At 65.4% G+C, this 12,703-nt stretch carries 8 protein-coding genes; 7 read left to right on the plus strand and 1 reads right to left on the minus strand.

Going from position 1 to position 12,703, the window contains the following annotated elements; all coding sequences use genetic code 11:
* Nucleotides 1–207: 207 nt before the first annotated feature.
* From recA to ACZLZQ_RS13695, 3 genes are all read left to right on the plus strand, one after another.
* Entirely contained in the window at nt 208–1,275 is a 1,068-nt protein-coding gene (gene recA / locus ACZLZQ_RS13685) for a recombinase RecA (RefSeq protein ID WP_472935028.1), read from the plus strand.
* A 346-nt stretch (nt 1,276–1,621) separates the two neighbouring features.
* Nucleotides 1,622–4,288 carry an alanine--tRNA ligase gene (gene alaS / locus ACZLZQ_RS13690; RefSeq protein WP_472949814.1) on the plus strand — a complete coding sequence of 889 codons (2,667 nt, stop codon included), beginning with the start codon at nt 1,622–1,624 and terminating at the stop codon, nt 4,286–4,288.
* 341 nt (nt 4,289–4,629) lie between these two features.
* A complete protein-coding gene (locus tag ACZLZQ_RS13695; RefSeq protein WP_472949815.1) occupies nt 4,630–7,491 on the plus strand; it encodes a hypothetical protein in 2,862 nt (953 codons plus the stop codon).
* 163 nt (nt 7,492–7,654) lie between these two features.
* On the opposite strand, the gene ACZLZQ_RS13700 is transcribed toward ACZLZQ_RS13695, so the two are convergent.
* Nucleotides 7,655–8,866: an NADP-dependent isocitrate dehydrogenase gene (locus ACZLZQ_RS13700; RefSeq protein ID WP_472949817.1), complete on the minus strand. Its 1,212-nt coding sequence runs from the start codon at nt 8,864–8,866 to the stop codon at nt 7,655–7,657.
* Between the two features lie 203 nt (nt 8,867–9,069).
* Here ACZLZQ_RS13700 and ACZLZQ_RS13705 point away from each other — a divergent pair, with 203 nt between their 5' ends.
* The 4 genes from ACZLZQ_RS13705 (at nt 9,070) to ACZLZQ_RS13720 (ending at nt 12,556) form a co-directional block, all read left to right on the plus strand.
* Nucleotides 9,070–10,542, plus strand: coding sequence for a carboxylesterase/lipase family protein (locus ACZLZQ_RS13705; RefSeq protein ID WP_472949818.1), 1,473 nt, complete (start codon nt 9,070–9,072; stop codon nt 10,540–10,542).
* 108 nt (nt 10,543–10,650) lie between these two features.
* Nucleotides 10,651–11,457, plus strand: coding sequence for an RNA methyltransferase (locus tag ACZLZQ_RS13710; protein ID WP_472949819.1), 807 nt, complete (start codon nt 10,651–10,653; stop codon nt 11,455–11,457).
* The gene (murI, locus tag ACZLZQ_RS13715) at nt 11,454–12,275 is read left to right on the plus strand and encodes a glutamate racemase (protein ID WP_472949821.1); all 822 of its coding nucleotides are present in this window, start codon (nt 11,454–11,456) and stop codon (nt 12,273–12,275) included. The genes ACZLZQ_RS13710 and murI overlap by 4 nt, the downstream gene beginning before the upstream one ends.
* Nucleotides 12,276–12,397: 122 nt before the next feature.
* Complete coding sequence (locus ACZLZQ_RS13720; protein WP_472935035.1) at nt 12,398–12,556, plus strand: YqaE/Pmp3 family membrane protein; 159 nt, start codon at nt 12,398–12,400, stop codon at nt 12,554–12,556.
* The last annotated feature ends 147 nt before the right edge of the window (nt 12,557–12,703 follow it).

Consider the following 12,703-nt stretch of genomic DNA (forward strand, 5'->3'; position numbering starts at 1 on the left):
GTCGCCGGGTCATGTTTGCGCATGGCGGGGGGCGAGATGCGAAGCGGAACCGACCGTCCGCTCCTTCGCGGGGACCGTCCCGGTTGATGTGCCAGCCACGAGAACAAATCGAGATTTCTGCTGGACAAATGAGAACAAAACGCGTACGTCTCTCTCCAGCAAAGCGCGATTGCGCGCATGTTCAACGCATGGAATAAGGTGGCTCCCATGGCACAGAAAGCACTACGGCTCGTCGAGGACCCATCGTTGGACAAGAACAAAGCACTCGACGCGGCGCTGTCGCAGATTGAACGCGCCTTCGGCAAGGGCTCGATCATGCGGCTCGGCGCCAATGAGAAGCTCGTCGAGATCGAGACGATCTCCACCGGCTCGCTCGGCCTCGACATGGCGCTCGGCGTCGGCGGGCTGCCGAAGGGCCGCATCGTCGAGGTCTACGGGCCGGAAAGCTCGGGAAAGACCACGCTCGCCCTCCACACCATCGCCGAGGCCCAAAAGAAGGGCGGCATCTGCGCCTTCGTCGATGCCGAGCATGCGCTCGACCCAGTCTATGCCCGCAAGCTCGGCGTTGATCTCGAAAACCTCCTGATCTCGCAGCCGGATACCGGTGAGCAGGCGCTGGAGATCGTGGACACGCTGGTGCGCTCGGGCGCCATCGACGTCCTGGTCGTCGATTCGGTGGCGGCGCTGACGCCGCGTGCCGAAATCGAGGGCGAGATGGGCGATTCGCTGCCGGGCATGCAGGCCCGCCTGATGAGCCAGGCGCTGCGCAAGCTCACCGGCTCGATATCGCGGTCGAAGTGCATGGTGATTTTCATCAACCAGATCCGCATGAAGATCGGCGTGATGTACGGTTCGCCCGAGACCACCACGGGCGGCAACGCGCTGAAGTTCTACGCCTCCGTGCGTCTCGACATCCGCCGCATTGGCGCGATCAAGGACCGCGAGGAGGTCACCGGCAACCAGACCCGCGTGAAGGTGGTCAAGAACAAGCTGGCGCCGCCCTTCAAGCAGATCGAGTTCGACATCATGTACGGCGAAGGCATTTCCAAGACCGGCGAGCTCGTCGATCTCGGCGTCAAGGCGGGCATCGTCGAGAAGTCGGGCGCTTGGTTCTCCTACAACAGCCAGCGCCTCGGCCAGGGCCGCGAGAACGCCAAGACCTTCCTGCGCGAGAATCCGGACGTCGCCGACGAAATCGAGACCTCGATCCGCCAGAATGCCGGCCTCATCGCCGAGCAGCTGCTCGACGACGGCAAGGATGACGCCGACGCTTGATCCGGGCGGGTTCTGATTTCGAAGGGCGTCCCATGCATGGCATCGGGCGCCCTTCGTCGTTTCAGGCGGGCTCTGTCGTACCGTTCGGCGGTCCGGCCGCTGGGCCACCCGTCTCGCCGCTCGCCGGACGGGCCGGTCTTTCCGGCCCAACTGCCCGATGGACAGGGATTGGAGGCGCCGCTACAAAGCGCTGCTCGAGGCGGCCGTCCGCCCGGCATCTTTCCGACGCTCGCGCGTGCCTGCCTGTCCCGGCGTGGTGCGCGGGGCACGGGTACCGTGAAACTCGCTGAAAGACCGACCGGTCAGCACCCGGCTGGTCCGATGCGCTGAGGCATTGAAGGTTTCCATGAGCGGCGTGAACGAAATCCGGTCGGCGTTCCTCGACTATTTCGCAAGGAATGGCCACGAGAAGGTCGCGTCATCGCCGCTGGTGCCGCGCAACGATCCGACCTTGATGTTCACCAATGCCGGCATGGTGCAGTTCAAGAACGTCTTTACCGGTGTCGAGCAGCGCCCCTACAGCCGCGCGACCACCTCGCAGAAATGCGTGCGCGCCGGCGGCAAGCACAATGATCTCGACAATGTCGGCTACACCGCGCGCCACCACACCTTCTTCGAGATGCTCGGCAACTTCTCCTTCGGCGATTATTTCAAAGAGAACGCGATCGAGTTCGCCTGGACGCTGCTGACCAAGGAGTTCGCGCTCGCCAAGGACAAGCTGCTCGTCACCGTCTACCACGACGACGAGGAGGCGGCCTCGCTTTGGAAGCGCATTGCCGGGCTGTCCGACGATCGCATCATCCGCATCGCGACCTCCGACAATTTCTGGTCGATGGGCGAGACCGGCCCTTGCGGTCCCTGCTCGGAAATCTTCTACGACCATGGCGACCACATCTGGGGCGGCCCGCCCGGCAGCGCGGACGAGGACGGCGACCGGTTCATCGAGATCTGGAACCTCGTCTTCATGCAGTTCGAGCAGATTTCGCCGAGCGAGCGGGTGGCGCTGCCGCGTCCGTCGATCGACACCGGCATGGGGCTCGAGCGCGTCGCCGCTGTGCTGCAGGGCGTCCACGACAATTACGACATCGACCTCTTCAAGGCGCTGATCCGCGCGTCCGAGGAGCTGACGGGCGTCCCGGCGACGGGCGACAACCGCGCCAGCCACCGGGTGATCGCCGATCACCTGCGCTCGTCCGCCTTCCTCATCGCCGACGGCGTGCTGCCGTCGAACGAAGGCCGCGGCTACGTGCTGCGCCGGATCATGCGCCGCGCCATGCGCCACGCGAAGATGCTCGGTGCGCGCGATCCCATCCTTTACAAGCTGCTGCCGGTGCTCGTCGCCGAGATGGGCCGCGCCTATCCCGAGCTCGTCCGTGCCGAGGCGCTGACCGCCGAAACCTTCCAGCTGGAAGAGAAGCGCTTCCTGCAGACGCTCGACCGCGGCCTGTCGCTGCTGACCGAGGCGACCGAGGGCCTTGAAAGTGGTGGCCGGCTATCGGGCGAGACCGCGTTCAAGCTGTACGACACCTACGGCTTCCCGCTTGATTTGACGCAGGACGCGCTGCGCCAGCGTGGCATCGACGTCGACGTCGACGCGTTCAAGACCGCGATGGACCGGCAGAAGGCCGAGGCTCGCGCCAGCTGGGCCGGTTCGGGCGAGACCGCGTCGGAGACGGTCTGGTTCGGCGTCCGCGACCGCGTTGGGCCGACCGAGTTTCTCGGCTACGATACCGAGCAGGCGGAAGGTGTCGCTCAGGCGATCGTCGCCGACGGTGCGGAAGTCGTCTCGGCGGCGGCGGGCACGGATGTGTCGATCGTCGTCAACCAGACGCCGTTCTACGCCGAGTCCGGCGGCCAGCTCGGCGATACCGGCGTCATGCGCGGCGAGGGCGTCAGCATCGAGATCACCAACACGCAGAAGCTGGCGGGCGGCCTCTTCGTGCACCGCGGGCGCGTCGCGACGGGGACGCTGAAGACCGGGGCGGCGCTGGAGCTCGTGGTGGACCATGCCCGCCGCACCAAGATCCGCGCGAACCACTCGGCGACGCATCTCCTGCACGAAGGCCTGCGCGAGGTCCTCGGCACGCATGTGGCGCAGAAGGGCTCGATGGTTTCGGCCGAGCGCCTGCGCTTCGACTTCTCGCATCCCAAGCCCCTGGCACCGACGGAAGTCGCCGAGGTCGAGCGTCTGGCGAACCAGATCGTGCTGCAGAACGCGGCGGTCTCGACCCGGCTGATGGCAGTGGACGACGCCGTCGCCGAGGGCGCCATGGCGCTGTTCGGCGAGAAGTACGGCGACGAGGTCCGAGTGGTGTCGATGGGCATCGCCGAGGAGGGTGAGAAGGCCGGCAAGCCTTACTCGCTGGAGCTCTGCGGCGGCACCCATGTCACCGCGACCGGTGATATCGGGCTCGTCCATGTGGTGGCGGAAACTGCCGTCGGCGCCGGCGTTCGCCGCATCGAGGCGCTGACCGGCGCTGCCGCGCGCTCTTATCTACTGGAGCAGGATGCCCGGGTGAAGCGCATGGCCGCGGCGCTGCGGGCGGCGCCTGCCGACGTCGCGGACCGGCTGGATGCGTTGGTCGACGAACGCAAGCGGCTGGAGCGTGAGCTCGCCGAGACCAAGAAGCGTCTGGCGCTGGCCGGTGACGGCAGCGCTGGCGTCGCAGGTGGGTCGGCGGCAAAGGATGTTGGCGGCGTCAGCTTCCTCGGCCGGGTGCTCGATGGGGTCGCGGCCAAGGACCTGAAGGGCCTCGTCGACGAGGCGAAGGCCGGGCTCGGTTCCGGCGTCGTTGTGTTCGTCGCGGTCGCCGATGGCAAAGCCAGTGTCGTCGTGGGCGTCACCGCCGATCTTACCGGACGCATCGACGCGGTCGCCCTCGTGCGCCTCGCCGCCGAGGCGATCGGCGGCAAGGGCGGCGGCGGACGGCCCGACATGGCCCAGGCGGGCGGCCCGGACGGCGACAAGGCTGAGGCGGCGGTCGCCGCGGTCGAGGCCGGACTGGCCGCTTAAAGCGCTCAGGGCCCATCTGGACGCAAGCTGGACCCTCTAATTTCCCGGAGTTGAAGCATCCCGCGACGGGCACATCCGCCCGTCGCGGGATTTTTTGGCTGTCTGCAAGGAGGATGTGAGAACACCATCCCCGGACCACGGTTCGCCGCGGTTGGCCGGATGTCTCCTGACAGCCGCTACCGTACCGATCACGGAAACGTCATGCGATCGTAATGCGCGCTAACTAATCTCCCAGTCGGCTTCGGTGCTCCCTCGCCGCAATCAAGCGTTGAGAAAGCTCGTTGCTGTTCGCCACGGGGCGCTACGCCGTCCTGATCCCGGGTCAAGTGGAAGATAGCGTCATGCGAGTAGAAGGTTCACGCCTGCCAGTGACCGACAGCGGCATAGAGGCCCTCTTTGAGCGGTCCGTTCTGAGCTCAAAGTCCAACGCGCCGGAGGCGCCGCCCGCCTACCGCATGGCGACCAACAACGAGGTCTGGCCGCCGGTGCGCGACATCCGGATCGTCGACGTGCCGCAGGATGCCAAGGACAAGGAGGGGGCGACAGGCGAGTCGCTGGCCTTCAAGACCAGCGAGGGCGGCGAGATCACGGTCGTCCGGCGCGAGGACAATCCTGGCCTCTTCGACTACATCGAAAGCGTCTCCAAGATGCCGGAAGGCACCCGGACCTATCTCGGCGTCGAGGACGAGGCCGTGAAGATCCTGAGCGGCGACGACACGATCAAGCTGGGCGACATCAAGAGTCTTGCCGAGTTGAAGAGCGATGGCCAGCCGACGGTCATCACCGCCTTCATGAAGGACGGCACGACGGTCGACATCACCCGCGAACTGACCCCGGACATGTTCGACAAAGCTGCAGCCCGCTACGATTCGCAGGCGAAGGGCTATGAGCTCGTGACCGACGAGAAGGCGATCTCGAAGGAGGATCTCGGCAAGTCGGTCATTGGTCCTCCGGACGAGACCACCGGGTTGATCGAACTCCAGCTCGCCAATGGCGACAAGCGGCAGATTTCCGCCGACACCACGCCGGAGCTGTTTGCCAGCGCCAGCACCAAATACGACGAGTTCACCGAGGGCAGCCGATCAACCGCCGTGGACGATGCCCGCAAAGAAGGGGCGTTGCCGTCGGCCTCGGAGCTCAACATCGGCGGTTTGAAGACCAGCGAGAAGGACGACAAGGGCAACCCGTTGTCGGTCAACGACCTCGCCTGGAAGAACACCATCGCCAAGTGGAAGGAGGGAATCGACAAGGGGGACATCAAGCCCGACGACGATCGCGCCAAGCTCTACCGCACTTTGCAGGCACAGGCGATCGCCGAGGACGGCACCAACATGGCCGTGCTGGACATCAGCAGCGGCTGGAACGTCCAGCAGGCGCTCGGCAAGGACTACGAGAACATCCTCGATAAGGACAAGCTTGAGGCCGCCGTGCCGGACCTCCTGGCCTCGAAGGCGGTCTCGGAAGACCTCGTCGCCGCGCGCAAAGAAGCGCTCGGTAAGGTCGACGGCGGCGATGCGGCCTTCAAGAAGCTGGAGGAGATGGCCTTCAGCGCCGAATACATGACCTATTTGAAGGCGTTGAAGGATGACGGCAAGGACCAGGTGGCCGAGGATGACATCGCCGCGACCTACGAGGCGCTCGTCTCGATCGACCCTGCCAAGGCCGACCAGTTCGCCCAGAACGCCCAGATGGACTCCCTGACGATGGAGCTCAACGATCTCGTCGGTGACACCAGCAAGATCAATGACGAGAACCTGACGCTGGCGACGCAGGACATCGGCAAGACGATCCTGACGCTGATGAAGAAGGCCGGCCTCGACATCGGCCGCCGTCTCGCCGAGTGCGAGAAGTTCATCCAGGAGATGATCGGCGACAAGAAGACCGCCAAGGAATTTGGCAAGGCGATGCAGGAGCTCGGCGCTATCTATTCCGACAAGGGAGAGGTGACGCAGAAGGATCTCGACAAGCTTCTCGGCAGCGGCAAATACACGGCGCTGGCCGAGATGCCGGACGGAAGCGCTCTAAAGACCTTCTCGGTGCTGACCAAGGAAGGCATCATTGGCTCGCTGGGCGGCACGATCTCGCTGGTCTCCGGCATCTACCAGGTCGCCAGCAAGGGCGGGAAGATCGGCGACACCACCGAGGAGCGGCTGTCGGTTGCCAAGGATTTCGTCGGCTTCATCGGTGCCGGCAAGCACTTCGCCGATCTTGCGAACGACATCATCGGCAAAGAAAACAAATCAATTATCGAGTTCAACAAGAAGATCGATGCCGACAACCCGACCATGTCGGAGGAGGATCGCAACAAGCTGAAGAAGGATGCCAAGAAGCCGCTGCTCGGCCTCGGCAGCACGCTCGACGATCTCGTGCGCAAGCCGTCCGGCACGACGGGGGGAGGCATGACCTTCACCGACGATATCGGCAGGGAGTTCAACGCGCATCTGGAAGAGGTGATTTCCGGTTCCAAGAAGGAGGAGTTCTACCAGAAGCGCTTCGAGGAAGTCGGCCTTAATCAGGCCGACAGCGATGCCGTGAAGAAGGGCATGGAGAAGGGCTTCATCGCCCGGCCCGGCGTCGATGCGCCAACGTGGCAGAAGGGCGTTTCCGGCGCGCTGCTGATCCTCAGTGCCGGCGCCGACACGTTCACCGGCGTTGCCGACGCGGTCATCGGTGGCCTGACCATCAAAAAGGGCGTCGACAGCAACGACAACAACGCGATTGCCAAGGGCGCCCTGCAGCTGGCCTCGGGCACCGCCGGCACCGTCGGTGGTCTGGCTTCCTTTGCCGGCCTTTCGAAGGGCCTCGGCTTCCTGAAGGCTGTCGCCGGGCCAGCCTTCGTGGTTTCGGCGATCCTGACCATCGCCACCCTCATTCCGGACATCATCAACGACATCAAGAACACCGAAAAGATCACCGGCTACCAGAAGGACATGCTCGACCTGTTCACCCAGCTCGACAAGGACGGCATGCTGAAAGGGGACGGGCTGAAGGCCTACGAGTTCCTCAACGAATACATGGAGCAGTACGGCCAGCGCGACGCGCCCGAGGGCGAGGGGATCCTCGCCTACCGCAAGGAAGAATACGAGTTCTGGCTGCGGGAGGGTCATCTTCCGGAAGAGGGCTTCGACGACGTCAAGCACGATGACTACAAGGGCGACGGCGCCAACCTGGATACGCAGATGGAGTCCAGCAACTACGGTTGAACGCGCGACCGACTGGCCAGAGAAGCGGCCGGACCTTCGCTGGATCGGCTGCCTCGGTCGATTGGCCAGTCCTCCCCAGCGTGTCCATCTTCACAAAGCCTAAAAAGACAAGGCCCGGCATCGCTGCCGGGCTTTGTTCATTCTGGTGAGGCAAGACGAAGCCTCAGGCCATGGCGGTCTTGAGGTTCGCGTCGATCTTGTCGAGGAAGCCGGTGGTCGACAGCCACGGCTGGTCGGGGCCGATCAGGAGCGCGAGATCCTTGGTCATGAAGCCGCTTTCGACGGTGTCGACGCAGACCTTCTCCAGCGTCTCGGAGAAGCGCTTCAGCTCGGCGTTGTCGTCGAGCTTGGCGCGGTGCTTCAAGCCTTGGGTCCAAGCGAAGATCGAGGCGATCGGGTTGGTCGAGGTTTCCTTGCCGCGCTGGTGCTGGCGGTAGTGGCGGGTCACGGTACCGTGCGCCGCCTCGGCCTCGACGGTCATGCCGTCCGGGGTGAGCAGCACCGAGGTCATCAGGCCGAGCGAGCCGAAGCCCTGGGCCACGGTGTCGGATTGCACGTCGCCGTCGTAGTTCTTGCAGGCCCAGACGTAGCCGCCCGACCATTTGAGGTTGGACGCCACCATGTCGTCGATCAGCCGGTGCTCGTAGGTGATCTTGGCTTCCTTGAACTTCGCCTCGAACTCGGCCTTGTAGACCTCCTCGAAGATGTCCTTGAAGCGGCCGTCATAGACCTTGAGGATGGTGTTCTTGGTCGACAGGTACACCGGGTAGCCGCGCTGCAGGCCATAGGTCAGAGACGCCCGCGCGAAGTCGCGGATGGAATCGTCGAGGTTGTACATCGCCATCGCGACGCCGGCGCTCGGCGCGTCGAATACCTCGTGCTCGATCGTCTGGCCGTCCTCGCCGACGAACTTGATCGACAGCTTGCCCTTGCCCGGGAACTTGAAGTCGGTTGCCTTGTACTGGTCGCCGAAGGCGTGGCGGCCGACGATGACGGGCTTGGTCCAGCCGGGCACGAGGCGGGGCACGTTCTTGGCGATGATAGGCTCGCGGAAGATGACGCCGCCGAGAATGTTGCGGATGGTGCCGTTCGGCGACTTCCACATCTTCTTCAGCGAGAATTCCTTCACCCGCTCCTCGTCGGGGGTGATGGTGGCGCACTTCACGCCGACGCCATGCTTCTGGATGGCGTGGGCGGCGTCGATGGTCACTTGGTCGGAGGTCGCGTCGCGGTTCTCGATGCCGAGATCGTAATATTCGAGGTCAATGTCGAGATAGGGGTGGATCAGCTTGTCCTTGATGAACTGCCAGATGATCCGGGTCATCTCGTCGCCGTCGAGTTCCACGACGGGGTTGGCTACCTTGATCTTCGCCATCGAAAATTTCCTTGGGTTTCAGGATCGGGCCACATGGCCGTCTCGGGTCCGAGGGGTGGGAGTCCCCTCGCGGGCGTGGCCGGCCTATACCATCGCCACCCGCCGAGGCAAAGCGCCCGCTGCTTGGCAAGGGGCGATCGCGCAACGTCGGGGACGCTGCCGCATTCCAGCCAGAGAGAAACCTATCCGGGGAAGCCAGCGCCATGCTTGAAACCGTCCAGGCGCCTTGCGGTGCCATCCGGGGCCGCCGCACCGGCGGCGTGCTTGCGTGCCTTGGCGTCCCCTATGCCGAGGCGCCGACCGGGGACGGACGGTTTGCCGCGCCGCGGCGGAAGGCGCGCTTTGAAGGCCGGCTCGACGCGCTCGCCTACGGACCCGCGGCGCCGCAGAAGCGGATGCTACCGGAGGCGCTGGCCAGGATCGCCGGGACCCTCAGCCGGTTCGACGAGGACTGCCTGAACCTCAACGTCTGGACGCCCGGCACTTCCGGGCAGCGGCCGGTGATGGTCTTCCTGCACGGCGGCGGCTTCGTCATCGGGGCCGGAGCGCAGTATCCGGGCGACGAGCTGGCGCGGCGCGGTGACGTGGTGGTGGTCACGCTGAACTACCGGCTCGGCCTCATCGGCTTCAACGCTTTCGGCGAGCTGTTTGCGGGCGATCAGCGGTTCACCGCCAATGCCGGTCTGCAGGACCAGGTTCTGGCGCTGGAATGGGTACGCGACAACATCGCGGCTTTCGGCGGCGATCCCAGCCAGGTGACCATCGCCGGCGAATCGGCGGGCGCGGTATCGGCGGCCTTCCATCTCGTGCACCGGCCGTCCTGGCCGCTCTACCACCGCGCCATCCTGCAGTCCGGCGGGCTCAACCTCTTCTATCCCCGCGAGGCGGCGGTGAGGGTGGCAGACGACGTTCTTGATGCGCTCGGTGTCCGAGGCGATCCGGGCCGTCTGTTGTCGCTGCCGCCCGATGCCTTCGGCACGGTGGCGGCGAAGCTGCGCGGGCGCCATTCCGGCATCCTGTCGCGGCCCTATGTAGACGGCACGCTGGTGCCGGCTCTGCCGCTGTCCGAGCTCTACGGGGCAATGCAACCGGTGCCGCTGCTGATCGGCACCAACCGCGACGAGTTCTCCTTCTTCACCGACCTGCCGATTTTTCCGGTACGGGCGGACCATGCGGCGCTGGCCGCCGCAGTGGCGGTGGATGCCGGGCGGGAGCGTGCCGATATCGTCAAGGCGCTCTATCCCGACACGCGGGACGGGCGCATCGCCTTCGGCACCGACATCATGTTCCGCATTCCCTCGGTGCACCTTGCAGAGGCTCAGGCGGCTCGGGCGCCGACCTTCGCCTACCGGCTGGACTGGCGGGCGAAGGGCCTTTTGTCGAAGCTCGGCGCAACCCATTCGGTCGACTTGCCGCTGCTGTTCGAGGATTTCCTGAAGCCGTTTCGCTGGATCTATCTCGGCATGCTCCCGGATCACCGCCGCTACGCGCTGGCGGAACGGATGCGCGACCGCTGGCTGGCTTTCGTCCGGGATGGCGCGCCGGGCGCCGAATGGCCGGCCTATACGGTGGAGCGCCGGGAGACGAAGATCTTCGACACGGCCGACCGGGTGGAAGCCGATCCCGAGGGCGTTCGGCGGGAGGCCTTCGAGGCGGTCGACGGCTTCACGCTCTGAATCACCGCGCTGCCATGGCGAATCCGCCGATGTCTCCAAGCATCTGTTCGCGCTCCCCTTGGCCGGCGGTGCACGGCGGGGTATCAGCGGGCGACACAGGAGAGACACGTGGCAGGAACAAACCGCAGGGAACGGCTGATGGCTGCCGGCGAGGAACTGGCAGCATCGCCGGCGATCGTGCTGGTCGAGCCGCAGCTCGGCGAGAACATCGGCATGGTGGCGCGGGCGATGGCGAATTTCGGCCTGCGCGACCTGCGTCTCGTCGCGCCGCGCGACGGCTGGCCGAACGAGCGCGCGAGCGCGGCGGCCTCCGGCGCGGTGCACGTGATCGAGGCCGCGCGGGTGTACGAGACCGTCGAAGCGGCCGTGGCCGATCTCACCTATCTCTTCGCCACCACGGCCCGGCCTCGCGACAGCTTCAAGCCGGTGCGCGGTCCGGATTCGGCGGGACAGGAACTGCGCGCCCGCATCTCTTCCGGCCAGCGGGCAGGGATCCTGTTCGGTCGCGAGCGTTTCGGGCTGAACAATGAGGAAGTCGGCATGGCCGACGAGATCGTCACCTTCCCGGTCGACCCGGCCTTCGCCTCGCTGAACATCGCCCAGGCGGTTCTGCTGATGAGTTATGAGTGGATGCGTTCGGGCCAGACAGCGCCGGGTCAGGCGCTGGTCGAGGGGCCGCGTTTCACCGCCCCCGAGGTCGCGCCGGCCGAGAAGGAGGATCTCTTCCGTTTCCTCGGCCATCTCGAGGCGACGCTCGACCAGGCCAACTACTTCCATCCCGAGGAGAAGCGGGCGGCGATGTCGCAGAAGGTCCGCACCATCCTCACCCGCGCGAGTTTCAGCGAGCAGGAAGTGCGGACGCTGCGGGGCATGCTGCGCCATATCGAGCGCCGCATGGCCAAGGGGGCGCGATGAGCGACCAGTTCGCCGAGGTGCTGGAGCGGGTGAAGGCGCTAAAGCAGCGGCCGGTGCTGGTGTTCGACAGCGGCATTGGCGGACTGACGGTGCTGCGCGAACTGCGCACGGTGATGCCCGATCGCTCCTTCGTCTACGTCGCAGACGATGCGGGCTTCCCCTATGGCGACTGGGAAGAGGAGGCGCTGATCCAGCGGATCTCCGATCTCTTCGCCGTGCTAATCGAGGCGCACGATCCCGAGCTCGCGGTGATCGCCTGCAACACGGCCTCGACGCTGGTCCTGCCGGCGCTTCGCGCGCGCTTCCAGATCCCGTTCGTCGGCACGGTGCCGGCGATCAAGCCGGCGGCCGAGCGTACACGGTCGGGGCTCGTCAGCGTGCTGGCGACACCCGGCACCGTGAAGCGCGACTATACCCGCGGGCTGATCTCGCAGTTCGCCCAGCAGTGCCATGTCCGCCTGGTCGGCTCGAAGAACCTCGCCGCCATGGCGGAAGCGCATCTGCGGGGCGCCAGCCTGGCGGCCGAAGCGGTAAGGGGCGAGATCGAGGCTTGCTTCTTCGAGAGCGAGGGAAAGCGGACGGATATCGTGGTGCTCGCCTGCACGCACTACCCGTTTCTCGCCAACGTCTTTCGCAAGCTGGCGCCGTGGCCGGTGGACTGGCTGGATCCCGCCGAGGCGATCGCCCGCCAGGCGTTGAAGCTGCTGCCGGCGTCGGTGTCGGCGCTGCCCGACGGGTTCGACCGGGCGATCTTCACCGCCGGCCCTCCGGACTACCTGACCACGCGGCTGATCCACGGTTTTGGACTGGCGCTTTAGCGAAACAGGCGGCTTTTGGCGGTCTTGCCGCCGGGATGGTGGCGTTTGCGACGGCGCAGGGTCCGGAACGTGTGCGCTGCGCAAACGTTCGGGCTGCATCGAGAAACCGGGACACACTCTCCATGGATATCATTCGCATCATCATCGCGATCTTCCTGCCGCCGGTCGCGGTGTTCACCCAGGTCGGTCTCGGCAAGCATTTCTGGATCAACTGTCTGCTGACGCTGTGCGGCTGGCTGCCGGGCGTGATCCACGCGCTCTACGTCATCGGCAAATACTGAATCGCCGCCTCGGCTTGACTTATTTCCTTCATCTGACTACCCAGTGCCCAACCGGTCGCGCCTCTGGCGCGATCGGTTTTTAACGTGTCCCGTGAACCGTCCCGCTTCGCTGCGAGGGCAGTTCTGTCAGTCCGCCGTCGGCGGGCA

This window comes from Mesocryomonas lacus, from assembly GCF_055730105.2.

What these genes read in the sequence shown, in the direction of transcription:
- ACZLZQ_RS13720 (WP_472935035.1), top strand. Translation starts at nt 12,398, where the DNA reads ATGGATATCATTCGCATCATCATCGCGATCTTCCTGCCGCCGGTCGCG.
- alaS (WP_472949814.1), top strand. Translation starts at nt 1,622, where the DNA reads ATGAGCGGCGTGAACGAAATCCGGTCGGCGTTCCTCGACTATTTCGCA.
- ACZLZQ_RS13705 (WP_472949818.1), top strand. Translation starts at nt 9,070, where the DNA reads ATGCTTGAAACCGTCCAGGCGCCTTGCGGTGCCATCCGGGGCCGCCGC.
- murI (WP_472949821.1), top strand. Translation starts at nt 11,454, where the DNA reads ATGAGCGACCAGTTCGCCGAGGTGCTGGAGCGGGTGAAGGCGCTAAAG.
- ACZLZQ_RS13695 (WP_472949815.1), top strand. Translation starts at nt 4,630, where the DNA reads ATGCGAGTAGAAGGTTCACGCCTGCCAGTGACCGACAGCGGCATAGAG.
- recA (WP_472935028.1), top strand. Translation starts at nt 208, where the DNA reads ATGGCACAGAAAGCACTACGGCTCGTCGAGGACCCATCGTTGGACAAG.
- ACZLZQ_RS13700 (WP_472949817.1), bottom strand. Translation starts at nt 8,866, where the DNA reads ATGGCGAAGATCAAGGTAGCCAACCCCGTCGTGGAACTCGACGGCGAC.